The sequence below is a fragment of the Amycolatopsis sp. FU40 genome (assembly GCF_021903635.1).
GTDB classification, from domain to species: Bacteria; Actinomycetota; Actinomycetes; order Mycobacteriales; family Pseudonocardiaceae; genus Amycolatopsis; species Amycolatopsis dendrobii.
Map to the genome: position 1 here is coordinate 2,484,727 of NZ_CP091381.1, position 25,668 is coordinate 2,510,394.

At 69.7% G+C, this 25,668-nt stretch carries 21 protein-coding genes and 2 tRNA genes; 7 read left to right on the forward strand and 16 right to left on the reverse strand.

Annotated features, from left to right (window positions below; all coding sequences use genetic code 11):
• Window positions 1–3 precede the first annotated feature (3 nt).
• The 3 genes from L3Q65_RS47315 to L3Q65_RS12365 all read right to left on the reverse strand — a co-directional run bounded on the left by L3Q65_RS47315 (window position 4) and on the right by L3Q65_RS12365 (window position 3,215).
• Window positions 4–408 carry a hypothetical protein gene (locus L3Q65_RS47315; RefSeq protein WP_255751347.1) on the reverse strand — a complete coding sequence of 135 codons (405 nt, stop codon included), beginning with the start codon at window positions 406–408 and terminating at the stop codon, window positions 4–6.
• Entirely contained in the window at window positions 405–905 is a 501-nt protein-coding gene (locus tag L3Q65_RS47320; protein ID WP_255751348.1) for a hypothetical protein, read from the reverse strand. Before L3Q65_RS47320 ends, L3Q65_RS47315 begins: the two co-directional genes overlap by 4 nt.
• Before the next feature lie 327 nt (window positions 906–1,232).
• Entirely contained in the window at window positions 1,233–3,215 is a 1,983-nt protein-coding gene (locus L3Q65_RS12365; RefSeq protein WP_220506734.1) for an APC family permease, read from the reverse strand.
• Between the two features lie 157 nt (window positions 3,216–3,372).
• On the opposite strand from L3Q65_RS12365, the gene L3Q65_RS12370 reads away from it, so the two are divergent.
• The 5 genes from L3Q65_RS12370 (at window position 3,373) to L3Q65_RS12390 (ending at window position 9,033) form a co-directional block, all read left to right on the forward strand.
• Complete coding sequence (locus tag L3Q65_RS12370; RefSeq protein WP_182889451.1) at window positions 3,373–3,681, forward strand: hypothetical protein; 309 nt, start codon at window positions 3,373–3,375, stop codon at window positions 3,679–3,681.
• Between the two features lie 159 nt (window positions 3,682–3,840).
• Window positions 3,841–5,067 (forward strand): sodium:proton antiporter, encoded by a 1,227-nt coding sequence (locus L3Q65_RS12375; RefSeq protein ID WP_182889450.1) that lies wholly within the window; start codon window positions 3,841–3,843, stop codon window positions 5,065–5,067.
• 39 nt (window positions 5,068–5,106) lie between these two features.
• Window positions 5,107–5,553 carry a CBS domain-containing protein gene (locus L3Q65_RS12380; RefSeq protein ID WP_182889449.1) on the forward strand — a complete coding sequence of 149 codons (447 nt, stop codon included), beginning with the start codon at window positions 5,107–5,109 and terminating at the stop codon, window positions 5,551–5,553.
• A 16-nt stretch (window positions 5,554–5,569) separates the two neighbouring features.
• Window positions 5,570–6,859, forward strand: coding sequence for an ArsB/NhaD family transporter (locus L3Q65_RS12385; protein ID WP_237599696.1), 1,290 nt, complete (start codon window positions 5,570–5,572; stop codon window positions 6,857–6,859).
• Window positions 6,860–7,236: 377 nt separating this feature from the next.
• Window positions 7,237–9,033 carry a chloride channel protein gene (locus tag L3Q65_RS12390; RefSeq protein WP_237599697.1) on the forward strand — a complete coding sequence of 599 codons (1,797 nt, stop codon included), beginning with the start codon at window positions 7,237–7,239 and terminating at the stop codon, window positions 9,031–9,033.
• Here the strand turns inward: L3Q65_RS12390 and L3Q65_RS12395 are convergent.
• Entirely contained in the window at window positions 9,030–9,596 is a 567-nt protein-coding gene (locus tag L3Q65_RS12395; RefSeq protein ID WP_237599698.1) for a TetR/AcrR family transcriptional regulator, read from the reverse strand. The genes L3Q65_RS12390 and L3Q65_RS12395 overlap by 4 nt on opposite strands.
• A 78-nt stretch (window positions 9,597–9,674) precedes the next feature.
• Between L3Q65_RS12395 and L3Q65_RS12400 the strand changes: the two genes are divergently transcribed.
• Window positions 9,675–10,616: an NADP-dependent oxidoreductase gene (locus tag L3Q65_RS12400; protein ID WP_182889445.1), complete on the forward strand. Its 942-nt coding sequence runs from the start codon at window positions 9,675–9,677 to the stop codon at window positions 10,614–10,616.
• Between the two features lie 185 nt (window positions 10,617–10,801).
• Here the strand turns inward: L3Q65_RS12400 and L3Q65_RS12405 are convergent, their stop codons facing one another.
• Entirely contained in the window at window positions 10,802–11,812 is a 1,011-nt protein-coding gene (locus L3Q65_RS12405) for an FAD-binding oxidoreductase (RefSeq protein ID WP_237599699.1), read from the reverse strand.
• A 1-nt stretch (window position 11,813) separates the two neighbouring features.
• Entirely contained in the window at window positions 11,814–13,043 is a 1,230-nt protein-coding gene (locus L3Q65_RS12410) for a cytochrome P450 (protein WP_237599700.1), read from the reverse strand.
• A 135-nt stretch (window positions 13,044–13,178) separates the two neighbouring features.
• Between L3Q65_RS12410 and L3Q65_RS12415 the strand changes: the two genes are divergently transcribed.
• The gene (locus L3Q65_RS12415) at window positions 13,179–14,114 is read left to right on the forward strand and encodes an AraC family transcriptional regulator (RefSeq protein WP_182889442.1); all 936 of its coding nucleotides are present in this window, start codon (window positions 13,179–13,181) and stop codon (window positions 14,112–14,114) included.
• On the opposite strand, the gene L3Q65_RS12420 is transcribed toward L3Q65_RS12415, so the two are convergent.
• From L3Q65_RS12420 to L3Q65_RS12465, 10 genes are all read right to left on the reverse strand, one after another.
• Window positions 14,100–16,376 (reverse strand): hypothetical protein, encoded by a 2,277-nt coding sequence (locus L3Q65_RS12420; protein WP_237599701.1) that lies wholly within the window; start codon window positions 16,374–16,376, stop codon window positions 14,100–14,102. The genes L3Q65_RS12415 and L3Q65_RS12420 overlap by 15 nt on opposite strands.
• 23 nt (window positions 16,377–16,399) lie before the next feature.
• Window positions 16,400–16,472 (reverse strand) — tRNA-Asn (locus L3Q65_RS12425).
• Window positions 16,473–16,482: 10 nt separating this feature from the next.
• Window positions 16,483–16,557, reverse strand: a tRNA-Pro gene (locus L3Q65_RS12430).
• 141 nt (window positions 16,558–16,698) lie between these two features.
• Window positions 16,699–17,934 (reverse strand): multiple monosaccharide ABC transporter permease, encoded by a 1,236-nt coding sequence (gene mmsB, locus L3Q65_RS12435; protein ID WP_237599702.1) that lies wholly within the window; start codon window positions 17,932–17,934, stop codon window positions 16,699–16,701.
• Window positions 17,931–19,451: a multiple monosaccharide ABC transporter ATP-binding protein gene (gene mmsA / locus L3Q65_RS12440; protein WP_182889439.1), complete on the reverse strand. Its 1,521-nt coding sequence runs from the start codon at window positions 19,449–19,451 to the stop codon at window positions 17,931–17,933. The genes mmsB and mmsA overlap by 4 nt, the downstream gene beginning before the upstream one ends.
• Window positions 19,448–20,554 (reverse strand): multiple monosaccharide ABC transporter substrate-binding protein, encoded by a 1,107-nt coding sequence (gene chvE, locus L3Q65_RS12445; protein ID WP_237599703.1) that lies wholly within the window; start codon window positions 20,552–20,554, stop codon window positions 19,448–19,450. The genes mmsA and chvE overlap by 4 nt, the downstream gene beginning before the upstream one ends.
• A 17-nt stretch (window positions 20,555–20,571) precedes the next feature.
• Window positions 20,572–22,077, reverse strand: coding sequence for an L-arabinose isomerase (araA, locus tag L3Q65_RS12450; RefSeq protein WP_237599704.1), 1,506 nt, complete (start codon window positions 22,075–22,077; stop codon window positions 20,572–20,574).
• A gap of 26 nt (window positions 22,078–22,103) precedes the next feature.
• Window positions 22,104–22,781: an L-ribulose-5-phosphate 4-epimerase gene (locus L3Q65_RS12455; RefSeq protein ID WP_237599705.1), complete on the reverse strand. Its 678-nt coding sequence runs from the start codon at window positions 22,779–22,781 to the stop codon at window positions 22,104–22,106.
• Complete coding sequence (gene araB, locus L3Q65_RS12460; RefSeq protein WP_237599706.1) at window positions 22,781–24,460, reverse strand: ribulokinase; 1,680 nt, start codon at window positions 24,458–24,460, stop codon at window positions 22,781–22,783. Before araB ends, L3Q65_RS12455 begins: the two co-directional genes overlap by 1 nt.
• A 101-nt stretch (window positions 24,461–24,561) precedes the next feature.
• A complete protein-coding gene (locus tag L3Q65_RS12465; protein ID WP_237599707.1) occupies window positions 24,562–25,578 on the reverse strand; it encodes a LacI family DNA-binding transcriptional regulator in 1,017 nt (338 codons plus the stop codon).
• Window positions 25,579–25,668 lie beyond the last annotated feature (90 nt).

Consider the following 25,668-nt stretch of genomic DNA (forward strand, 5'->3'; position numbering starts at 1 on the left):
TGCTCAGGGTTTCCAGTCTGAAGGGACGACGGTGCGGTCGTCGGCATCGTGCTCGGCGTGCGCGGTGGCGTAGCGCTGTGTGTCGTGGTCGTACCAATCCTGATAGCCGCGCATCCAATCCTGCATTCCCTCGATGTACCCGGCCAATGCCGGGCTGGCCCAGTCGCGGGTCGGTCGCGCCAGACTGCTGAACGCGACGATCTCCGCGCGCACTCGTCCGGCGGTCGCTTCGACAGCCTCGGTCAGGGTGCGGCCTTGGGAGGCGTAGAGGGTGACCATATTGCGGAACTGCCCGGGCTGCCGCGCCTCGACCGGCAGGCTCTGGATGTCGTTGGCCCAGCACACCACGTTGTTGGCGTGCATGCGCAATTGGTGGACAGCCGGATGGTGGTATTCGTCGGCGGTCACGGGTGCGCAGCCTGCAGTCCGGCGGTGGACGCCCAGAGCCGCATGCCGGTGGCGAACCGGTCGAAGTGCTCAGGCGACAGCCGGGCACGCAGCCGGCGGCACACGTCCAGCCACGCCGTTTCGCCGTAGACCGGGCACGCCCGGCTCCGGTCGTGATCGAGAACGTCGATCATCGCGGTCAGGTTGGCCAAGGTGTCAGGCGTGTCGGTGTCGACGCGGTCCACGAAGAGGTCGTCGGTGAGGAAAAACCACAGAAAATAATCGGCGATGATCTGCAGCAACGCCGTATCGGCGCGGGGATAGCACCGGGCGGCGAGGTAACTGTAGCGGGTACGGGCCACCCGATCGCGGTAATCGGCGGTCGGAATGAGCCCGTTGTCTTGTCCCCAGCCGATCATGGTCTGTTCCACCGCGGCGGCCTCGGGATGGCAGGCGCCAGGCCAGGGGACCTGAAAACCGGGAACCTCGATCGCGGCGAATTCGGCGGCGTCGTCCATGGCTGCCTTCCGGTCGTGCGCGGAACTCAGGGGGTCCGGCGCTCGATCGCGGAGTCCCTGGCCGCGAACGCCGGTTTCCTGCGGTGGCTCGCCTCATCGTGATCGAGCCATCGTAGCTCTCGAGGACGCCTGCCGCGCGGGTCGGGGCGAGAGCGCCGACGATGCGCGGTACGCAAGATTTCCTGATATAGCTCGGCATACGATGCCGCGCGCGGGTGTCCGGCATCAGCTGATCGGCCGCGGCGGCGGAGATGCGTCCCGATCTGCTCGACGGCGCACCTGTCGACGACCCAGCTCTCCTGCTCGGGCCTGAGGGCACCGACGCCATCAGCTGCGCCGAGCGGTGACCCCCCTGCGGAGATCGCCCGGCAACGGACGGACGCGCTGGAGATCGCGGCGTCTGCTCGACCGCAGCTGCCACGGGACGCTGGTGACCATGACGCCGGGTTCGAACAGCAGTCGTCCCTTGAGCCGCAGGGAGCTCTGGTTGTGCAGGATGTTCTCCCACCAGCGGCCGACGACGTACTCCGGGATGTAGATGCACACGACGTCGCGTGGGCTGGACCGGGCGAAGTTCTTCACGTAGGCGACGACCGGGCGGGTGATTTCGCGGTAGGGCGATTCCACGACCTTCAACGGGATTTTGATGCCGCGGCGTTCCCATTGCCGTTGCAGCTCGCGGGTTTCGGCGTCGTCGACGTTCACGGTGATCGCGGTGAGCGTGTCGGGCCGGGTGGCGCGGGCGAAGGCGATCGCACGCTGGCTCGGTTTGTGCAAAGTGGACACGAGCACGATGGCGTGGACGCGGCTGGGCAGCAGTTCGCTTTCCTCGTCGGGAAGCAGTTCTTCGCGGACGTGGGTGTAGTGCCGGTGAACGGCGCGCATCATCACGTACAGCGCGGGGATGGCGATGACGACGAGGTAGGCCCCGTGGGTGAACTTGGTGACCAGCACGACCGCGAGGACGATCGCGGTGAGGGTCGCGCCGAGGGCGTTGATGGCGCGGGAGCGCTGGATCGCGTGCCGGCTTCCGGTGCCCGCGGCCAGTTCGCGGTTCCAGTGCCGCACCATGCCCGCCTGGCACAGCGTGAACGAGGTGAACACGCCGAGGATGTAGAGCTGGATGAGCCGGGTGGTCGAGCCGTCGAACGCGTAGATCAGGACGGCGGCGATGAGCGCGAGCGCGATGATGCCGTTGGAGAACGCCAGCCGGTCGCCGCGCGTGTGCAGTTGGCGGGGGAGATAGCGGTCCTTGGCGAGGATCGAGGCCAGCAGCGGGAAGCCGTTGAACGCGGTGTTCGCGGCGAGGATCAGGATCAGCGCGGTCGTGGCCTGGAGGAAATAGAACAGGACGGCGTGGTCGCCGCCGAAGACCGCGGCGCCGATCTGGCTGATCACCGTGCGCTGCGGGTCGGTCGCGCACTGGCCGGCGAACCCGGCCAGATCGCAGGCGTTCTCGGCGATGTGCACCTTCGCGATCAGCGCGAGCGCGGTGATGCCGCCGAACATGACGACCGCGATGACGCCCATCGCGGTCATCGTGCGGGCCGCGTTGACGGCTTTCGGCTTGCGGAACGCGGGCACGCCGTTGGAGATGGCTTCGACGCCGGTGAGCGCGGTGCAGCCGGACGAGAACGACCGCAGCAGCAGGAAAATTAGGGCGAATCCGGTCAATCCCACTTGTTCGGGACGGATCGCGTAGCCCGCGCTCTCGGCGACCGGTGCGTGCCCGGCGAGCGTGCGGGAGAAGCCGACGGCGATCATCAGCAGCACCGCGACCACGAAGAGGTAGGTCGGCGCGGCGAACGCGCGCCCGGATTCGCGGAGGCCGCGCAGGTTCATCGCGGTCAGGACGACGATGAAGCCGATGTCGAGTGCGATCCGGTAGCCGTTGAGGCCGGGCACGGCGGAGATGATGTTGTCGACGCCGGAGGCGACCGACACCGCCACGGTCATGATGTAGTCGACCATCAGCGCGCCGGCGACGACGAGCCCGGCGTGGCTGCCGAGGTTGCGCGAGGCGACCTCGTACGAGCCGCCTCCGCTGGGATAGGCCTTCACCACCTGCCGATAGGACACGACCACGACGCTGAGCAGGACCGCGACGGCGAGCCCGACCCACGGGGCCAGCACCAGATACGTCAGCCCGCCGATCGAGAGGATCAGCAGGATCTCCTGGGTGGCGTAGGCGACCGACGACAGCGGGTCGCTGGCGAAAATGGGCAGGGCGAGCCACTTGGGCAACAGCGTTTCGCCGAGGGTGTCGCTCCGGAACGGCCGCCCGAGCACCAGCCGTTTGAGCCATGACATAGGTGCTGGCACGTACCGCAGCGTCCCTCGGGGACCGGTGCGGCAGCGTATGGATCTCGTCAGGATCCCGGCCTGGCCGTAGAGATTCCGTTAACGCGCGTCAGAAATTCGTCAAAGTCGGACCGGCGGGTTCGGCGGGTGCTTACTCTCCCGCGCCATGGTCGACGACCGCGTCGTGCGGATCCTTCGCCGCACTGGCGCGGCGGAGGTGATCGACGCGCTTCTCACCGGTCCGGCGTGCCTGTCCCGCCTGCGCCGCACGGTGCCGCGCCGGACGCTGGAGCGGTCGGTCCGCGCGCTGGCGGCGGAGGGCGCGCTCGTCCGGGCCGACGCGGGCAGCTGGGACACCGGTCTCCGTGCGGACACGGAGTTGCGGCTTACCGCGAGCGGCCTGGCGGTCGCGGCCGTTTTGTCCGATTGGGACGTCTGGGTCCGGGTGTACGAGGACTATCTCCGCGATCGGTAGCTCCGCGTGTCCCGTCGTCGGCGGACGCGCGCGAGGGGACCTCGGTTTGCCCGGGGCGGGTCTTTGCGGCATCTTTACGCGTGGAGTGCCGGGAAGTCTGGTCGGCCTGCCCGTGCCCAGCCGGGCGACGGGCGGTCGAGCCGACCCCCGGGGAGTCCGATGGCGCTGGTGCTGGCGTTCGGCGTGGTGCTGCTGGTCAGCGTGTCGCTGTCCGGCGTGGCCGCGCGGACGGTGCTGTCGACGGCGTTGCTGTTCCTGCTCGCGGGCGCTCTGCTGGGCGACGGCGGGTTCGGCCTGATCCACATCGCGCCCCGGGATCCGCTGGTCACGTCGCTCGCCGACATCGCGTTGTTCACGGTGCTGTTCACCGACGGCCAGCGGGCGAGCGTGCCCGCGCTGCGGGAGAACTGGCGGCTGTCCGGGCGGGCGCTCGGGCTGGGGATGCCGTTGACGATGGTGGGCATCGCGGTGCCCGCGCATTTCCTGGTCGGACTGGACTGGCCGACGTCGTTGCTGCTGGGCGCGATCCTCTCGCCGACCGACCCGGTGTTCGCGGCGGCGATCGTGGGCCGCGACGACGTGCCGTTGCGGCTGCGGCGGCTGCTGAACGTGGAGTCCGGGCTGAACGACGGGCTCGCGCTGCCGTTCGTGCTGATCTTCCTGGCGACCGCGACGCACACGTCGTCGGATCTGGGCACGGTCGTGTTCGAGCTGGTGCTGGGATTGGTGCTGGGGATAGCGATTCCCGCGCTGGTCGCTCTCGCGTGGCGGCTGCGGGTGCTGACCGCCGAGCCGCGGCTGCAGGCGCTCGGTCCGCTGGCGGTCGCGGTGCTGCTTTACGCGGCGTGCCACCTGACCGACGCGAATCCTTATCTGGCGGCGTTCGCGGCCGGCTCCACACTGGCCACTGTGGACAAGACAGCGGCCGAGCACTTCGAGCCGCTGGGGGACCTGCTTTCGGAGATCACGAAGTTCGCCGCGCTGCTGGTGTTCGGCGCGCTGATCACGCCGGACCGGCTCTCGCACTTGAGCGTCGGCGCGTGGGTGCTCGCGGTGCTGGCCATCGTTCTGGTGCGGCCCGCGGCGCTGGCGCTGTCGCTGCTGCGGACTCCGATGTCGGGACGCGAACGCGCGACCGCCGCGTGGTTCGGGCCGAAAGGGTTCGCGTCGGTGGTGTACGGGCTGCTGGCGCTGCAGTCCGGGATCGCCGACAGCGAGCTGGTGTTCGATCTGGTCGCGGTGACGATCGCGCTCTCGATCGTGCTGCATTCCTCCACCGACGTGCCGATCGCGAGACTGCTGCGGATCGAGCCGCCGGACAAGCTGCCTACCGGCCGTCCGGCGAGCGCGGGCGGCGACCGCAAAGAGAAAGGAAAGAAATCATGAGTTCCGGCGGAGCCGCCCGGCTCGTCGTAGCCTGGGGGCATGCGCGCAGCGGAGCTGGCCGAGGAGTTCCCGGTCGTCGACCTCGATTCGGACGCGCTGGCGGCCGCGCGCCTGCTCGCCGAGCACCGGTTGCCCGGGCTGGTGGTGACGGAAGCGTCCGGGTGTCCGCACACGGTGCTGCCCGCCTCCGACGTCGTGCAGTTCCTGGTTCCGCCTTATGTGCGCGACGATCCGTCGCTGGCCGGGGTGCTCAGCGAGTCGATGGCGGACCGGGTCGCGGACAAACTCGGCGGGCGGACCGTGCGCGAGCTGCTGCCCGGCGAACCGCGCGAGCTGCCGAGGGTGGACGCGGACGACACGATCGTGGAGGTCGCCGCGACGATGGCCCGGCTGCGGTGTCCGCTCGTGGCGGTCATGCGGGACCGGACGCTGCTGGGCGTGGTGTCCGCGTCGCGGCTGCTGGAGCACGCGTTGACGCCTCGCTGATCCCGGCGGTCCGCCGATGAGCACGGTCATCGCGGTCGTCGTGTTCGTGGTGGCCTACGTTTTCATCGCGACCGAGAAGATCCCGAAAATGACGGCCGCGCTGGCCGGGGCGGGCGTGGTGCTCGCGACCGGGGTCAGCGGGTCGGCCGACGCGTTCTTCTCCGAGGACACCGGCGTCGACTGGAACGTGCTGTTCCTGCTGCTCGGCATGATGATCATTGTCGGGATCCTGCGCCGCACCGGGGTGTTCGAGTTCGTCGCGATCTGGGCGGCCAAGCGCGCCAAGGGGTCGCCGCTGCGGATCATGCTGCTGCTGGTGCTGATCACCGCGGTCGCCTCGGCGTTCCTGGACAACGTGACCACGGTGCTGCTGATCGCGCCGGTGACGCTGCTGGTGTGCGACCGGCTCGACATCAGCCCGGTGCCCTTCCTGATCGCCGAGGTGCTGGCTTCCAACATCGGCGGCACCGCGACCCTGATCGGCGACCCGCCGAACATCATCATCGGCAGCCGCGCGGGCCTGGCGTTCAACGACTTCCTGCTCAACCTCGCGCCGATCGTCGCGCTCGAACTCGTCGTGCTGGGGCTGGTGCTGCCGTGGCTGTTCCGCGGTTCGTTCACCGTCGACCCGCAGCGGGTCGCCGACGTCATGGCGCTGAACGAACGCGAAGCGATCCGGCAGCCGAAGCTGCTGATCAAGTCCGGCGCCGTGCTGCTGCTGGTGTTCGCGGGGTTCGTGCTGCATTCGGTGGTGCACCTGGACCCGTCGGTGGTCGCGCTGCTCGGCGCGGGCCTGCTCGTGCTGCTGTCGGGCACGCCGCCGAAGCAGTACCTGGACGGCGTCGAATGGGAAACCCTGCTGTTCTTCGCCGGCCTGTTCATCATGATCGGGGCGCTGGTCAAGACCGGTGTGATCGACTGGCTCGCGAAGCTCGCCGCTGGCGCCACCGGCGGGAACGCGCTGCTGGCGGTGTTCCTGATCCTCGGGGTGTCCGCGCTGCTGTCCGGCGTTATCGACAACATCCCTTACGTGGCAACGATGAGCCCGCTCGTGCTCGCGCTCACCCACGACATCCCGGACCCCGCGCATTCCGAGGCGCTGTGGTGGTCCCTGGCGCTCGGCGCGGACTTCGGCGGCAACATGACCGCGGTCGGGGCCAGCGCCAACGTGGTCGTGCTGGGTCTCGCCGCTCGGGCGGGCGCGCCGATCTCGTTCTGGGAATTCACGAAGAAGGGCGCGGTCGTCACGGTGATCACCGTGCTCGTCGCCGCGCCGTACCTGTGGTTGCGCTACTTCGTCTTCTGATCCGCCGTCCGCGGGCGCGAGCGCTGTTCGCTGTGAGGCGTGGCTGTCCAGCTCGCAGGGCCTGTCGGGACCGCGGTGGCTCGGCGAAGTATGTGAAGGGAACCCTGAGGAACTCTGAGTACGCAAGGATTCCCCTCACGTCTCTACCAAGCCGGATATACGGGCGGATCGGGCATTTCGCCGACCATTTGGGGCCGTTGTGGACGGTAGTCGAGCGGAAACGCCGCGGCTTAAGTTCCGGGCGCAGGGATCAGGCGCCCTCGCGGACTTCTGCGGACAGGGAGCCGCGCACCGCTGCCGAAAAATGTCCTTGCCGCCCGGTCCGGTGTGAGCGATCCCGCAACCATGTCCGTGCGCAATTGTTGCATACTGCATCAATGTCGTCGGGTGAGAGTGCGGGGAAACGCGGGCTGGTCGTGCCGGTGCGCCAGCCGGTGGGCCGGTGGGTGCGGGAGAGCCGGGCCGGGCTGGTCGGGCTGGCGGTGCTGATCGGGGCGGGCGCGGGTTTGGGCGCGGTGGTGTTCCGGTGGTTGATCACCACGTTCACGCACGTGTTCTCCGGGCATGCGGACTATTCGGACGCCGGGCGTGCGGCGCATTCTTGGTTCCCGGCGCTGGGCCCCTGGTTCCTGCTGCTGGCCCCGGTGATCGCGGGCTTGGTTTACGGGCCGCTGGTCTACCGGTTCGCCCCGGAGGCGCGCGGGCACGGGGTGCCGGAGGTGATGTACGCCGTGGCCGAGCGGGGCGGGCGGATTCCGGTGCAGGTGAGCGTGGTGAAGGCGCTGGCGTCGGCGTTGACGATCGGCTCCGGCGGCTCGGTGGGCCGGGAAGGCCCAATCGTGCAGATCGGGTCCGCGCTGGGCTCGGCGCTGGGACGGGCGGCGCGGCTGCCGGAGTCGCGACTGCGCGTGCTGGTGGCGTGCGGTGCGGCGGGCGGGATCGCGGCGACGTTCAACGCGCCGCTGGCCGGTCCGTTCTTCGCGATGGAACTGATTCTCCGCGATTTCGCGGCCGAGTCGTTCGGTGCGGTGGTGCTCGCGAGCGTGACGGCGAGCGTCGTCGGGCGTGCGGTGCTGGGGAACGCGCCGTTTTTGGATCTGCCGCCGTTCACGCTGCGGAATCCGGTGGAGTATCTGCTGTTCGTGGCGCTCGGCTTGGTGGTCGGTGCGTGCGGAGTGCTGTTCACCAGGGTGTTGTACTGGATCGAGGATCTGTGCGACCGGCTGTGGCGGGGCCCGGAGTGGCTGCGCCCGGCGGTGGGCGGGGTGTTCCTCGGCGGGTTGCTGCTTCTGCTGCCGCAGATGTACGGGGTGGGCTATCCGGTGCTGCAGAACGCCGTCGAGGGCAAGTACGTCCTCGGGTTCCTGCTGGTTCTGATGCTGGGGAAGATCGTGGCGACCAGTCTGACGATCGGGATCGGCGGCTCGGGCGGGGTGTTCGCGCCGTCGCTGTTCATCGGCGCGATGGCCGGCACCGCGTTCGGGATCGCTGTGCATACGTGGTTTCCGTCGGTGACCGCGTCGCCGGGGGTGTACGGGCTGATCGGGATGGGTGCGGCGTTCGCGGGTTCGGCGCGGGCCCCGATCACGGCAGTGATCGTGCTGTTCGAGCTGACCGGCCAGTATTCGGTGATCCTGCCGATGCTGACCGCCATCGTGATCGCGACCGCCGTGAGCCGCGCGCTGAGCCGGGACACGATCTACACGCTGAAACTGCGCCGCCGCGGCATCGACCTGGACAAACACCCCTCCGCGCAACGGCTGGCGGGCACGAAGGTCGCCGCGGTCACCGAACCGCTGCCGGAGCCGCTGAGCGCGGACCTGCCGCTGGAACTGGCCGCGCACGCACTCGCATTGTCCGGCCACGGAATCCTGCCGGTGATCGACGCGGAGGGCCGCTACCAGGGCTGCGCCACCGCCCGCGCGGTCGCCGAGGCGGTCGCCGAGGACCAGTCGGGCCAGGTGGGAGACCTCGCGGAGTTGCCGCCGCTGGTGACGAGCGATTCCACGCTCGCCGACGCGCTGGACGCACTCGCCCAAGCTCCGGGAACCGGTCTTCCGGTGCTGACCGGCGGCGATGAGCTGACCGGGTGGATCACGCACCAGTCGGTGCTGAGCGCGCTGGAGCCGGCGGCGGTGAGCGCGACCGGCCGGACCTCGGCGGGGCTGCCCTAGGCGGAAACGCGGAGTCCGTCCAGCAGAAGGTCCAGCAGCCGGGCCGCCATTGCCTTGTGTTCGGCGGAACCGGCCACGGTGAAGATGCCGATGAGCGCTGCCGCGATGTCTTCGGCGGGGACATCGCCGCGGAGTTCGCCACTGCTGCGGCCTGCTTCGAGGAGGCCGTCGATGGCCGCGAGCAGTTCGGTTCGGGTGTGGGCGTGGGCGATCTCGCCCGACTCGACCATCGCGAGCAGCGTCTCGAGCATTCCGTTCTTGGTCGCGATCCAGTCCCCGAACAAGTCCATCCAGCGGCGCAGCGCCGCGGCCGGGCCGAGTTCCGCGAGCAGGTCCTTGGCTCCGGCGGTGAGGCGCGAGACCTGGTCTTGGTAGACCGCGTCGACGAGCGACTCGCGGGTGGGGAAGTGCCGGTAGAGGGTGGCGATGCCGACTCCGGCCTCGGCGGCGATCGCGCGCATCGAGGGCTCGGTCCCGGCCGCTGCGAACAAGCGGGTCGCGACGTCCAGCAACTGCTGGCGGTTGCGGGTCGCGTCTGCCCGGGGGGTCTTCGCGGCGGCCAAAACGGATCACGCTCCACTTGTGCTAGCTTCGAGGATGTAAACGGAGCATAGTCCGTTTACCTGACCCCGAGGAGACAGATGAGCGGGAAAGAAGCGAGCCGGGCGGTGCGATTCGAGGCGTTCGGCGGTCCGGAGTCGTTGCGCGTCCGCGAAGTGCCGGTGCCGCAGGCTGGTCCGGGGCAGATTCGCGTACGGGTGGCCGCGGCTGGGCTGAACCCGATGGACTGGTTCATGACCTCGGACTCGGAGACCGCCGCGCGGTTCGGGCTCAGCCTGCCGTGCGGATTCGGGACCGACTACGCCGGGACCGTCGACCAGATCGGCGACGGAGTAAGCGAGTTCGCGGTCGGCGACCGCGTCTTCGGCGGCGCGCTGTCCCGTGCGGTGGCTGACTATGTCGTCGTGGACGTCGCCGGGACCATCGCGGTGGGCGGCGAGGCGCACCGCACTCCGGACGGTGTCGACGACCGCACCGCAGCCGCGCTTGCGATCGCGGGCTGCACGGCGGCTGCGGCGCTGGCGGTGGTCAGTCCGGGCCCGGGCGACACGGTGCTCGTCGGCGGCGCCGGAGGCGGGGTCGGCGTGTTCGCGGTCCAGCTCGCACGCCTTGCCGGTGCGCGAGTGATCGGGACGGGGTCGGCGTCCTCGGCCGAGGCGCTGCAAGCGCTGGGGGCTGAGCCGGTCGCGTATGGCGAGGGCCTGGTCGACCGGGTCCGTGCGTTGGCTCCCGCCGGCGTCACCGCCGCGATGGATCTGCACGGGGCGGAAACGGCGCAGGCGGCCCGCGAACTCGGCGTGCCGGACGGACGCATCACCACCATTGCGGGCCAGATCGACGGGATCACTCCGGCGAACGGCGCCAACGCAGCGCCCGGAGCCATCGAGGAGATCGCCGGTCTGGTGGCGGCGGGACAGCTCCGGGTGCCGATCGCGGCGAGCTTTCCGGTCGAGGAGATCCAGACCGCGGTCGAGCTTCAGGCGGGGCGGCACGTGCACGGCAAGGTCGTCATCGACCTCTAGCCGGCCGGAGTGGTTCGCGACCAGGGGTAGCGACCGGCGTCCGCGTCGCCGTAGTCCGGGGCGAGATAGATGTGCAGGCGCTGGCGGCCGAACGGCTTCGCGACCACATCGCGCACACGGCGCAGCTGCTGATCAGCTGCGCCGAGGACGAACCGAACCGGCCGTTGCAGTCCCGACCGCGCCGGTCAGGGCGCGGCCGGGGTGAAGTTCTCCCGGTGGATCATGCGCGGCGCCATGCGGCGGCGTTTGAACGCCTTCACCCCGGCGTCGACCATCGGCGGCGGCCCGCAGAGCCAGCCCGACCAGCCGCGGGCGCTGGGGACGTCGTCGAGGAACCGGTCGGTCGGGAAACCGGTGCGGTGCGTGCTGTTCCCGGGTTCGTGCGACAGCACCGGAAGGAACGAGAAACCCGGGTAGCTGTCGGCGAGTTCGGCCATCAGGTCGAGGTCGTAGAGATCGGCCGCGCCGCGAACCCCGTGATACAGCACCACTTTCCGGTTCGGATCCCGGGAAAGCGCGGTGCGGGCGAGGCCGATCAGCGGGGCGAGCCCGGTGCCGCCGCCGATGAGCGCCATCGGGCCGCCGTCGTCCTCCTCGGCAGGCGGCAGGAAGAAGTCGCCGAGCGGGCCGGTGACCTGGACCTGCTCTCCGACGGCGAGCCCAGCGAAGATCCACTGCTCGGTCGCCGCCCCGCCGGGCACCAAACGGACGTGCAGCTCCAGGACTTTGTCCTCGTCGGCGGTGTTGACCAGCGAGTACTGGCGGCGCACGCCGGTGCCGGGCACGGTGAGCTCGACGTACTGGCCCGCGTTGAACGCCAGCGGTTCGGGCAGGCCGAGCCGCAATCGCCGGGTGTCGCGGGCGATGTCCTGGATTTCGCGGACGGTCGCGGTGAGGTCGCGCAGCGGGTGCGTGGCCCGGCCGCCGCCGCTCGCGGTTTCGACGACGACGTTCGAGCGGAGCCGGGCCTGGCAGGCCAGTGCGAGGCCCGCCGCCCGCTCGTCCTCGGTCAGGGTGTCGGCGGGGGAGTCGCAGTGGTCGACAGCGCCGTCGACCACGCGCAGTTTGCAGGTGCCGCAGGTGCCCTGGTTGCACGAGTTCGGCATCCAGACGCCGGCGCGGAGGAAGGCGTCGAGCATCGGCTGGTCTTGCCCGCACGGCACTTCCCGGCCGCCGACGGTCGCGGTGAACGACATGTCAGGCCTCCCAGGCGACGTGCAGCGACGTCGGCCCGCGGAAGCCCCAGCCCCAGAACTCGACGTCCGAGGAGGTGTCGCGCTCGAGATTCGGAATCGACTCGAACAGTTCCTCCAGCGCGATCCGCATGACGTGGTTGGCGAAGTAGATCCCGGCGCAGGCGTGGTTCCCGGCGCCGAACGCCAGGTGCGGCAGCGGAGGACGGTGCAGGTCGTAGCGGGTCGGGGCCTCGTAGACGCCGGTGTCGTGGTTGGCCGATCCGTAGGACAGGATCACCGGCGTGCCCGCGGGCAGGCCGACCCCGGCGACGGTGACCGCCTTGGTCGAGATGCGCGCGGTGGCCGACCAGATCGGCGAGGTCCAGCGCATCCCCTCGGAGATCGCGCGGGGGATCAGCGCCGGGTCGTCCACCACCTGCTCGAGCTGGTCGGGTTCGCTGAACAGGCCGGTCAGGGTCGAGGCCATGCCGTGGCCCGGTTCCTGCATCGCGCCGAGCAAGTACACGTAGATCGTCGGGTAGATGTACTCGCGGTCGCGGGTTTTGCCCGGCGGCATCCCGTCGTGCAGCCAGTGCGAGATCGCGGTGTCGGCGGGCTCGACGATCCACTTGTCGATCAGCGGGTCGACGGTCGCCTGGATCTCGGCCTTCGCCTCGTCGCCCTGGACGAAGCCTTCCGGGTTGGCGAATTCGCCGTCCTCGGTCATGGCCGCGTTGGTGAAGGACCGGCTCAGTTTCGCGAACCATTCGCGCAGTTTGTCCGAGCTGACGTCCTGCAGCCCCAGAAGATCGCCGAGAGAGCGGACGCTGACCGGCTCGCAGTACTGGGACACGAGTTCCGCGCGGCCGTCGTTCTCGAACTTCTCGAGGTAGCGGCGGGCGATGGGGCGGACGAGGTCGTCGATCCACCGGTCGACCTCGACGGGCTGCAGCGCGGGCTCGACCATCGAACGCAGGTCGGCGTGGATGTCGCCGTTGACCCCGATGATCGCCGGATGGCCGAAGGTGCGCCCGCCCGCCGGGGTGATGACGGCTTCGAAATCGGGGCTGGTGGCGATCTCGCGGCAGATCTCCGCTGTCGTCGCCACATATGAGCCGAGCACCGGCACGTACGCCAGCGGGGCCTCGCGGCGCAGCCGTTCGTAGGGCTCGTACGGATTGCGTTCCAGCTGGGCCATGGTGATGTCGCCGATCCAGGAAAGGTCCGGGACGGTGGTGCTGTTCGTCGTCATTGACGCGGCCTCCTTCGTGCGTGGTGGGGCGAAGGTAGGTCCGCGCCGGCCGGGCCCACGACACGCTAAGCGCGGATCCGGTACGGATCGCGCGACGAATCCGGCACGTCGCCGCTGATCAGCTAGCATGCGTCCATGTCCGCACGCCGTGGTGCGGCGCCGCGGGACTGGGAGCGAGTCTCGAAGTCGGTGGCCGACGCCTACTTTCCGCACCAGCTGACGCCGCTGCGCGCCGGCCGCGAACCGCGGCTGACCCTGCGGACGCTCGACCTCGGCCCGGTGCTGATCGGATACGTCGGATGGGGAGCCGACGTCGAGATCGCCTGCGACTACCCCTCCGCGTACGAGGTCAATCTGCCGCTGACCGGCCACCTCGCCAGCCGCGCCAGGCACGGGTCGGTGACGTCGGTGCCGGGGCAGGCGACGGTCTTCCGGGCCGACACGCCGTCGCTGATCACCCACTGGGACGCGACCTGCACCGTGCTGGGCGTCAAATTCGACCGGGACTGGCTGGACCGCGAGGCCGAACGGGTGCTCGGCGCCGGGACCGTCCGGGTGGCCGGTGCGCTTCCGGACCAGTTACCTCTTGAGCACGGTCCGGCGCGCGACTGGCGGCATCTCGTCGCCGGGCTGTCGTCGCAGATGCGCGACGGCTCGTTGTTCAGCGACCAGCCGATCGTGCGGGAACAACTGGCCGGCGCGGTCGCGGCCGGGTTTCTCCTGGCCGGCTGCCCGGATTCCGGCCGCGTCCCGGCGCCGCGGCCGCGGGCGATCACGCGGGTGGTCGAGGCCGTCCGCGCCGATCCGGCCCGGGCGTGGACGGCGGCGGAAATGGCGGCCGTCGCCGGGACGACGGTCCGCCGGTTGCAGGAGAGCTTCCGGGACTGGGTCGGATGCACGCCTACCGAGCATCTCGTCGGGGTGCGGTTGCAGCATGCCCGCGCGGATCTCGAAGCGCACCACGAGCTGTCGGTCAGCGAGATCGCGGCCCGGTGGGGATTCTCGAGCGCCAGCCGGTTCGCTGCGGCGTTCAGGAATCGCTACGGGCACCCGCCGTCACAGGCCCGCTGAACCCTTCTTCCGGACCACGGGCAGGCACCAGTGCTTGCCCGTGGTCCAGCCGAGGAAACGCCGTCCTGCTCCGTCGTCCGTCCGGCCGTCCGCCGTGAACCGGCCGCCTTCCACGACGTGCGCCAAGCCGTTCACTGCCGGGGCGAACCGTTCGGCCAGGCCCGCGCGGGCCATCTGCTCGGCGAGCCGGCGGACGGTCGCGCGCTGAGCGTCTTCGTCGCAGAAGCTCAAAAAGAACAGCGCCTGCCGCCACGCGTAGGCGGCGTTCTTGACCGCTTGCAGGGCTGCGTGGTGATGGTCGGTGCGGGTCGCCAGCCGGGTCACCGTCCACGTCAACGACTGTGCGGCCAGTTCGGGCGCCGCTGCCTGGAGCCGGTCCCGCAGATCGAGTGTGTGCACCAGTACTGCCAGATTCTGCGTGGTGAGAATCTGGCTCTGTTCCAGCACGGTGCCGTTCACGGCGACCGAGCGGAAGCGCCACGACGGCCGCGCTCCGCCGGCTCGGGCCACGCACACGTCGGCGAAGTCGTCGGCGGTGCGCTTGGCGAGCGCGCGGAACGGGCGCGGGCGTGGTGCCGACGCCCAGGACTCCGGCAGGTCGTAGTAGCGGGCGTAGACCGTGCCCGCCATCGTGCGGCTCGCGAATTCTGCTGCCGTGCGCCATTTCGCGGTGAACGTACCCATGAAGATGTCCGCGGCGACCTCCTCCACCAGCGGCATCGGCATCCCGGCCTGTTTCGCCAGCGCGCCGAGTTCGCGCACCAGCGTGTTCGGCAGGATCGCCTGCGGGAACGCGGTGAGCGCGAGCAAGACTGTCTGGTCGAGGGTCTGGCGGGCCGCCCGGGTGGCGTCTGGACGCCGCGCTCGCAGCGGGTCGATCGCGTGGACCCAGGGCAGTTCCTCGATCCGGACCTGGTTTTCCAGGTCGAGCAGCAGCAAGCCGCGCCGGCGGCGGAAGGCCGCGTAGGTCTGGGCGTAGAGCGTCGAAAGCTGCTCGTCGTCGAAGTTCGCGGCCAGCAGTTGCGCGGTGATCTGCGGCAGGACCGTCGCGAGGACGTCGGCCGAAGTGATCACCTTCCGCGCGACCAGCTCCTCGATCGGCGCCTCCAGCGCGCGGGCGACCTTGGCGACCAGGTGCGCCGGAGCGTCCTCCGCGACCGGCTCGATCGACGGCAGCCCGCCGTCGGCCGGGAAGCGGTCCAGCCGTTCGACCATCGCGGCGGCGAGTTCGGCGTGGATGGGCCGTGCGGCGACCGAGGCTTGCAGCGCCCGGAGTGCTGCGCGCGGTTCCGAGTCCGGCTCGCCGTGCTTGGTGATCGTGTTCGCCAGGGCACGGCGGATCCAGCCGACGTCCCGGCCGGTCAGTTCCGTGCTGTCGTGCTCGCACGCCAGCAACGCGCGATGCAGCCGGGCGAAGTTGCTCTTCGGGTGCGCGTGCGCGGTCGACGCGGTGTGCTGGGCGCTCGCGCTCGCATAGTCCGCGAGCCATTCGCCGCGGCGCTGCTGCCAGTCCCGCGGCCAGGTGCGGCACGGCCAGCCGCCGGTGACGCCGGTTTCGTCCAGCCGCGGCAGGTCGCCTTCGACGGTGTCGCACCACAGCGCGACCAGCCGGTCGAACAGCGGATGCCAGACCTTGAGCGTTTCGAGCATTGCCGCGACCGCGGGCGGGGTGCTCGCCGACCGCAGCGATTCCCGGACTTCGCCGACGGTGCTCAGCCGAACCGACGCGCCAGCCGGTCGCGGCGCCGCGCCGGGCAGCGGGGCGAGGCGCAAGCGATGGAAGTACGGACGAAGCTCCTCGATCAAGTCGAGCGCGGATTCGGCGTGCCCGTGCTCCAGCAGCCACGCCACGGTCGGCAGCGCGGCGTCCTCCGGAACTTCGATCCGGTAGGACTCGGTGGCGAGCATGCCCCGCAGCGTGGCGAGCCCGCCGTCGGTGAGGTACCAGAGGTTGAGCCGCTCGCGGTCGTTCGTGCCCGACAGCGCTGCTTCCTCCGGAGACAGCGGGACCTCGGCCAGGAACCGCCCGGTGGCGAACCCGCCGTGCACGACCTCGAGGGTGATCCATGCCGGAGTGTCCGCGACCGGAGTCCGCGAGCCGATCCGCAGGGAACCGGCGGCCATGCCGGTGAGGACGTCCTGCCACTGGCTGGCTTTCGCCTGCGCCCGCTTGCGGGTCGCGCCGTCCTTCGCGGACAGGGCGGTGCGGACGGCTCGCTGGAGCTGCCCGTAGGCGTACGTCGGCGACGCGGTGTGTCCCATGTGGATTCCCCCCGGTGGTCAAGACTTGGAGGCAGGATTCGAACCTGCGCCTTCCCGGGGAACAGCCGGGTGTTCTGCCTGCTGAACTACTCCAAGAGGCGGGGGATGGACATGGAGGCGGGACTCGAACCCGCGCCTTCCCGGTCCCGAGCCAGGCGATCTGCCGCTGATCTACTCCATGTCGTTCCCCGCGCCGGAATCCTATGCTGCCGGGGGATGCTGCTGCTACTGATATAGCGCTTTCGCTGTGGGGCAGGGAAAATCCCGCGGGCAGGCAAGACCGCCGAAGCGGCTGGCGGGTCGCCCGCCAGCCAGCCCCGGGTCAGCGAGCCGCGGCGCGGCGCTTGGTCCAGATGTCGTACGCGACCGCGGCGAGCAGGACGGCGCCTTTGACCAGCATGACGCGTTCGCTGGGCGCCCCGATCAAGGACATTCCGTTGTTGATGACCGCCATGATCAGGCCGCCGGTGATGGCTCCGACCACCTTGCCGACCCCGCCCTGGACCGCCGCGCCGCCGATGAACGCGGCGGCGATGGCGTCGAGTTCGAAGTTGACGCCCGCGGTGGGCCCCGCCTGGTTGAGCCGTCCGGCGAAGATGATGCCGGCGAGCGCGGCGAGGACGCCCATGTTGACGAAGACCCAGAACGTCACGGATTTGACCTTGACCCCGGACAGGGTCGCGGCCTGGAGGTTCCCGCCGATGGCGTAGACGTGCCTGCCGAACACCGATTTCCCGGCGACGAGGGAGTAGCCGAGCACAAGCACCGCGAGCAGGACGAGGACCCAGGGCAGATTGCGGAACCGGGCCAGCTGCACGACCACGGCGAGCACCAGCGCGGCGGCGACGGCGATCTTCAGCACGAACAGCGGGAACGGATCGACTTCCTGGCCGTAGCCGAGCCGCGCGGCGCGTTTGCGCCATTGCGTCAGCACGATCCCGGCGACCACGACGACCCCGGCGAGCAGGCTGACGAGGTCGGCGCCGCCGAGCGGACCGAGTCCGATGTTGCCGAGGTAACCGCCGGTGAAGCCGTTGGACAGAGTGCGGATCGCGTCGGGGAAGGGACCGATGCCCTGGTTGCCGAGCACGGTGAGAGTGAGCGCGCGGAAGGCGAGCATCCCGGCCAGCGTCACGATGAACGCGGGGATGCCGAAGTACGCGACCCAGTATCCCTGCCAGGCCCCGATCACCGCGCCGACGACGAGGGTCAGCACGACCGCGAGCGGCCAGGGCAGCCCGAGATTGACCGTGAGGACCGCGGCGACCGCGCCGGTCATCGCCACGACCGAGCCCGCGGACAGGTCGATGTGCCCGGAGATGATCACCAGGATCATCCCGATGGCGAGGATCAGCACGTAGGAGTTCTGCACGATGATGTTCGAGATGTTCTGCGGTTCGAGCAGCGCGCCGCCGGTGATCACCTCGAACAGGACCACGATCAGCGCGAAGGCGACGTAGATGCCGCTCTGGCGGAGGTTGATCGAGATCCGCCGGGGGCTGCGCCCGGCGGGCGGGGCGGCCGGATCGGCCGGCCGCACGGGGTTGGCGGTGGTCATGGCCATTCCTTCGTCATGTGTCGCATGAGCAGTTCCTGGGTGGCGTCGGCGCGGGCGACCTCGCCGGTGATCCGGCCCGCGGAAAGCGTGTAGATGCGGTCGCAGAGGCCGAGCAGTTCGGGCAGTTCCGACGAGATGACGAGGACCGCTTTCCCTTGCGCGGCCATCTCGTTGACGATCGTGTAGATCTCGTATTTCGCGCCGACGTCGATGCCGCGGGTGGGCTCGTCGAGGATGAGCACGTCCGGGTCGGTGAAGATCCACTTGGCCAGCACGACCTTCTGCTGGTTGCCGCCGGACAGCTTGCCGGTGACGCTGCGCACCGACGGCGCCTTGATCCGGAGGTCGCGGTGGAACCGGGTCGCGACGTCGTGTTCGGTGTGCTCGTTCACCCAGCCGCGGCGCGAGAGCGCGGGCAGCCCGGCCGCGGAGGTGTTGCGCTGGATGTCGTCGATCAGGTTGAGCCCGTACAGCTTCCGGTCTTCGGTGGCGTAGGCGATGCCGTTGCGGATGGCGTCGCGGACGGACCGCAGCGTGACCTCCTTGCCGTCCTTGACCAGCCGGCCCGAGATGTTCGTGCCGTAGGACCGGCCGAAGACGCTCATCGCGAGTTCGGTGCGGCCCGCGCCCATCAGCCCGGCGAGCCCGACGATCTCGCCGCGGCGCAACGTCAGGTTCGCCCCGTCCACCACGATCCGGCCGGGCTGGCTCGGGCTGTGCACGGTCCAGTCCTCGATCCGGAGCACCTCGTCGCCGATGTCCGGTTCCCGCGGCGGGAACCGGTGTTCGAGGTCGCGCCCGACCATTCCGGTGATGATGCGTTCCTCGCTCAGCCCGGCCGCGTTGAGCGTTTCGATGGTCTTGCCGTCGCGCAGGATCGTGACGGTGTCGGCGATCGCGGTGACCTCGCCAAGTTTGTGCGAGATGATCACACAGGTGACGCCGTCGTCGCGCAATTCGCGCAGCAACCCGAGCAGATGCGCCGAATCGTCGTCGTTGAGCGCCGCGGTCGGCTCGTCGAGAATGAGCAGTTTGACGCGCTTGGACAGAGCTTTGGCGATCTCGACCAGTTGCTGTTTGCCCACGCCGAGTTCGCGCACCGGCGTGACGGCGTTCTCCCGCAGGCCGACCCGGCGCAGCAGGTCGGCGGCCTCGTGATTGGTCCGGTTCCAGTCGACCCAGCCGCGCTTGGCCCGCTCGTTGCCCAGGAAGATGTTCTCGGCGATCGAAAGCTGCGCGCACAGCGCGAGTTCCTGGTGGATGATCACGATCCCGCGGCGTTCGCTGTCGCGGATGGACCCGAACGCGCAGGCCTGACCGTCGAAGGTGATCTCGCCGTCGTAGCTGCCGTGCGGGTGGACGCCGGACAGGATCTTCATCAGAGTGGATTTCCCGGCGCCGTTCTCGCCGCAGACGGCGTGGATCTCCCCGCGCCGCACCGAGAGCGTGACGTCGGACAGCGCGGTGACGCCGGGGAAGGTCTTGGTGATCCCGCGCATGCCGAGCAGTTCGGTCATTTCAGCTGGCCCGCCGTGTAGTAGCCGGAGTCGAGCAGTTCCTTCCGATAGTTGGACTTGTCCACGACGACCGGCTGCAGCAGCTGGGCCGGGACGACCTTCTTGCCGTTGTCGTAGTCGGTGGTGTTGTTGACCGCGGGCTTCTGTCCTTTGAGGACGGAGTCGGCCATTTTCACCGTGACGTCGGCGAGTTTGCGGGTGTCCTTGAACACGGTGGAGTACTGCTCGCCCGCGATGATGGACTTGACCGACGCGACTTCGGCGTCCTGTCCGGTGACCACCGGGTAGGGCTGTCCGGCGGTGCCGTAGCCGTTGCTCTTGAGCGCGGACAGGATCCCGATCGACAGGCCGTCGTACGGGGAGAGCACGCCCTGGACCTTCGCGCCGCCGGTGTAGGTCTTGGTGAGCAGGTCTTCCATCCGGCGCTGCGCGGTCGCCGGGTCCCAGCGCAGGATCGCGGTCGGCGCGAAGTCGACCTGGCCGCTCTTCACAACCAGCTTCTTGCCGGCGATCAGCGGCTTGAGCACCGACATGGCGCCGTTGTAGAAGAAGGTCGCGTTGTTGTCGTCCGGCGATCCGCCGAACAGTTCGATGTTGAACGGACCGGGTCCGTCGCCGAGGCCCTTGAGCAGCGAGTTCGCCTGTTCGACACCGACCTTGAAGTTGTCGAAGGTGGCGTAGTAGTCGACCGCGGGGGAGTTGCGGATGAGCCGGTCGTAGGCGATCACCGGGACCTTGCGGTCGGCGGCCTCCTGCAGTTGCGTGGTGAGCGCGGTGCCGTCGATCGAGGCGACGACCAGCAGTTTCGCGCCCTTGGTCAGCTGGTTCTCGATCTGGTTGACCTGGGTGGGGATGTCGTTCTCGGCGTACTGCAGGTCGACCTGGTAGCCGAGCTTCTCCAGCGCGGCCTTGATGTTGTCCCCGTCGTGGATCCAGCGTTCGGACGATTTCGTCGGCATCGTCACGCCGACCAGCGCGCCGGCGGACCCGCCCGCCTGCTGGTCGACGGTCTTCGCACTGGACCCGCAGGCGGCGGCGCCGAACGCGAGCACGGCGGCCCCGGCCGTCGCGGCGACGGTGCGGATTCCTCGAATGAACCTCATTGTTCGTTCTCCTTCTTTCAGAAACCCTGGGCGAGCCGGTGGTAGGCCTGGTTCCAGCGGATGCGGTCGCTGAAGTCCGCGGTGGTGGTGGTTTCGTCGATGACCAGCAGTTCGACGTCGAGCATCCGGGCGAAGTCCCGCACGGTCTCGGTGCCGACCGCCTGGGTGAGCACGGTGTGGTGCGGTCCGCCCGCGGTGATCCACGCTTCCGCGGACGTGGCGAGCGACGGCGCGGGCTTCCACACGGCGCGGGCCACCGGCAGGTTGGGCAGCGGCTCGTCGGGCGGGACGACGTCGATCTCGTTGGCTACCAAGCGGAATCGGTCGCCGAGGTCGATCAGGCCGAGCACCGCGCCGCGACCGGGCGCGGCGTCGAAGACCAGCCGCACCGGGTCTTCGCGGCCGCCGATGCCGAGCGGGTGGATCTCGCACGACGGGCGGTCCGCGGCGATGCTGGGGCACACTTCGAGCATGTGCGCGCCGAGGATTTTGGGTTCGCCGGGACCGAAATGATAGGTGTAATCCTCCATAAAGGACGTTCCGCGGTCCGAGTCGCGGCCCATCGCTTTCACCGACGCCAGCAGCGCGGAGGTCTTCCAGTCGCCCTCGCCGCCGAAACCGTAGCCGTCGGCCATCAGCCGCTGCACCGCCAGTCCCGGCAGCTGGCGAAGTCCGCCGAGATCCTCGAAGTTCGTGGTGAACGCGCCGAATCCGCCTTCGGCGAGAAAGGACCGCAAGCCGAGTTCGATTCGCGCGGCGTAGCGCAGCGACTCGTGCCGTTCACCGTCGCGCTCCAGTTTCGGAGCGAGCGCGTACTCGTCGGCGTATTGCGCGACCAGGCTGTCGACGTCGGCGTCAGCGGCCGCGTCGACCCGCTCGGCGAGTTCGGTGACGCCGTAGGTGTTGACCGACACCCCGAACCGCAGCTCGGCCTCGACCTTGTCGCCTTCGGTGACCGCGACGTCGCGCATGTTGTCGCCGAACCGGGCCAGTTTCAAGGTCCGCAGATGCGCGGTGCCGATCGCCGCGCGCGCCCAGGCGTCGATGCGGGCGATCACCGCCGGATCGGCCGCGTGCCCGGCGACGGTCTTGCGCGGGATCCCGAGCCGGGTCTGGACGAACCCGAACTCCCGGTCGCCGTGCGCGGCCTGGTTGAGGTTCATGTAGTCCATGTCAAGAGTGGCCCACGGCAGCGCCGCGTCGAGCTGGGTGTGCAGGTGCAGCAACGGTTTGCGCAGCGCGTCCAGTCCGCTGATCCACATCTTCGCCGGGCTGAACGTGTGCATCCACGCGATCACTCCGACGCACGCGGGGTCGGCGTTGGCCTCTTGCAGCACTTGCCGGATCCCGGCGGATTCGGTCAGCACCGGTTTTCCGGCCAGCTCGCACGGGAGCCCGCCGGAATCGGCCAGCAGCTGCCGGATCCGCAGCGACTGCCCGGCGACCTGGTCGAGGGTCTCCTCGCCGTAGAGCGCCTGGCTGCCGGTGAGGAACCACACCTGCGGCTTGGTCGCGGAAATCATCTGTTCTCCTTGCTGGCTCAGCGGGTTCAGCGCTGGCCGTAGACGTTCTGGTAGCGCGCGTGCAGCAGGTCGACGTCGGTTCGCGACAGCGGGACGGGCGTGCCGAGCTGGTGTGCGATGTGGACGGTGCGGGCCACGTCCTCGACCATCACCGCGGCCTTCACCGCGTCCCGGGCACTGCGGCCGACGGTGAACGGGCCGTGGTTGCGCATCAGGACCGCGGGGGAACGGGTGGCGCGCAGGGTTTCCACGAGGCCGCGGCCGATCGAGTCGTCGCCGATCAACGCGAACGGGCCGACCGGGATCTCGCCGCCGAACTCGTCGGCGATCATCGTGAGCACGCACGGGATCGGCTCGCCGCGCGCGGCCCAGGCCGTGGCGTAGGTCGAATGCGTGTGCACGACCCCGCCGACCTCGGGCAGATGCCGGTAGACGTAGGCGTGCGCGGCGGTGTCGGAGGACGGGGCGAGTTCGCCGTGCACGAGCTTGCCGTGCAGGTCGGTGACGACCATGGTGTCGGCGCTCAGGTCGTCATAGGACACTCCGGACGGCTTGATCACCATCAGGTCCTCGCCGGGCACCCGCGCCGATACGTTGCCCGCGGTCCAGACGACCAGCTCGTTGCGCGTCAGCTCGCTGTGCAGCCGCGCGACGGATTCCCTCAGCTCCGCGATCGTCCCGCGCGCCTGAGCGGTCAGCGTCATCAGTTCTGTCCTTTCGCGACAGTGGCCAGTTCGCGGCGGCGCGCGGCGAGACGGTGCAGCACGTCGTTGCCGCCGCGGCCGAAATAGTCGTGCAGCGCGGTGTATTCCGCGTACAGCTCGTCGTAGGCGGACACATTCGCCAGCACCGGTTGGTGTGCCATCCGCTGGACCGAGCCCATCGCCGCGGCGGCTGCGTGCACGTCGGGGTAAGCGCCGGCGGCGACCGCGGCGTGGATCGCCGAGCCGAGCGCGGGTCCTTGCGCCGAGCCGATCACCGAGAGCGGGAGGCCGGTGACGTCGGCGTAGATCTGCATCAGCAGCGGGTTCTTGGTCAGGCCGCCCGCGACGATCAGCTCGGTGACCGGAACTCCCGCGGCCTCGAAGGTCTCGATGATCTTGCGCGTGCCGAACGCGGTGGCTTCCAGCAGCGCCCGGTAGACGTGCTCGGGCCGGGTGCTCAGGGTCTGCCCGACGAGCACGCCGGACAGCTCGTGGTCGACCAGGACCGACCGGTTGCCGCTGTGCCAGTCGAGTGCGACCAGGCCGTGCTCGCCGATCTCCTGCTGAGCCGCGAGCCGGGTCAGGAATGCGTGGAGTCCTTCCGATCCCGCGGCATCCGAACAGGACTGGGGGACGCAATGCTCGACGAACCAGCCGAAGATGTCGCCGACCCCGCTCTGGCCCGCTTCGTAGCCCCAGAGCCCGGGGACGATGCCGCCGTCGACGACCCCGCACATGCCCGGGACCTCGCGCAGGTCGGCGCCGTTCATGACGTGACAGGTCGACGTGCCCATGATCGCGACCATCTGGCCCGGCTCGACCGCCTGCGCGGCCGGCGCGGTGACGTGCGCGTCGACGTTCCCGACCGCTACCGCGATCCCGGCGGGCAGCCCGGTCCAGGCCGCGGCCTCCGGGCTGAGCTTCCCGGCGAGCGAGCGGAGCCGGCCGACCGGACGGTCGAGCTTGTCGTCCGCAAAGGACTCGAAGCCGGGGTTGAGGCTTCGGAGGAATTCCCGGCTCGGATAGCAGCCGTCCTGGTAGATCCCCTTGTATCCGGCCGTGCAGGCGTTGCGGACGTAGGTACCGGTGAGCTGCCAGACGATCCAGTCCGCCGCCTCGACCCAATGCCGCATGGCCCGGTAAACCTCGGGGGCTTCCTCGAACAGCTGCAGCGCCTTGGCGAACTCCCATTCCGACGAGATCAGCCCGCCGTACCGCGGCAGCCACCGTTCGGCGCGTTCGCGGGCGAGGGTGTTGATGCGATCGGCCTGCGGTTGCGCGGCGTGATGCCGCCACAGTTTCACGTAGGCGTGCGGATTGCCCGCGAACTCCGGCAGTTCGGACAGGGGAGTGCCGTCCGCGGTGGCCGGGATCATCGTGCAGGCCGTGAAATCGGTGCCGATGCCGATCACGTCGTGCGGATCGGCGCCCGCTTCGGCCAGCGCGGCGGGCACGGCCGTGCGCAGGACGTCCACGTAATCCGACGGAACCTGCAACGCCCAGCCCGGCGGCAACTCCTCGGCCGTGGCGGGAAGCCGGTCGTCGACGACCCCGTGCCGGTACTCGGTCACGGCGGTCCCCAGTTCGGCGCCGTCGCGCACCCGGACGACCACCGCGCGTCCGGACAGGGTGCCGAAGTCGATGCCGACGACGAGGGAATCTGCTGGCACTGGAGGCATTTCCTTCCGGATTCCACGCCGCGCGACGAGTTGCCGCCCGGCTGTTAGCGCTAACATTCGGAGGTGCCGACCGGTTGTCCAGAGGCGGTCGTGCAGTGCTGCTACCGGGGCCCGGTGCTGTCCCGGACGATCAGATCGGGTGCGACGAGATGGCGGACGCCGGGGTCGCCGCCGTCCATGCGTTCGACGAGCAGCTTGAACGTCCGTCGTCCGACCTCGATGAAGTCCTGCCGGACGGTGGTCAGCGGCGGGCTGAAGTACGCCGCCTCCGGCACGTCGTCGAACCCGGCCACGCGAACCTGGCCCGGTACCGAGAGTCCCGCCTCGGCGAACGCGCGCAGCACGCCGAGCGCCATCTGGTCGTTCGCGACGAACACCGCGTCCGGCGATCCTTCGGCGACCAGCCGACGTCCCGCGTCGTAGCCGGACCGAGGACTCCAGTCCCCGCGCAACGGCGGCGGCACCGGCGCCCCGCGCCGCTCGAGCGCTTCCCGCCAGCCGCGCTCGCGCTCCAGCGATTCCAGCCAGTCCTCCGGCCCCGCGACGTGCCACACCGTTTCGTGCCCGAGCGACAGCAGATGCTCGGTCACCCGGCGGGCCCCGTCGTACTGGTCGACCGAGATCACCGGCACCGGAACCGATTCGCCGCCGCCGACCGCGACCATCGGAATGTCGCCGGTCACCTGCCGCAACGCCTCGCCTGCCGCGACGTGCGGCGCGATCACCACGATCCCGCCGACCGCCTGCCGCCGCAGATTGTCCACCGCCTCGGCGAAAGTCGACCGCCGCGGCCGGCTGACGCTGGAGATCGTGACGCCGTAGCCCTCCTCGCGGGCGGCGTGCTCGATCCCGTACAGCGTGCTCGCCGGACCGTACAAATTGGACTCCAGCGCCACGACGCCGAGCACGCTCGACCGCCCGGTGGCCAACGTCCTGGCCGCCGAGTTCGGCCGATACCCCAACTCCTCGACCGCGGCGAGCACCCGAGCCCGCGTCTCCGCGCGAACCGGCCCGGTGTCGTTGACGACCCGGGAGACGGTCATGTGCGAAACACCCGCCATCGCCGCCACTTCGGCAAGCCCGGGCTGGCGTTTGGCTGAAGACCCGTCGGCGGGCATGTCCGCACCTCCTCGCTGAAGTCCGCGGCGTGAGCATGGCAATGTTAGCGATAACACGCGGCTGGTCAAGGCTTTGTTTCGGAACTGGTG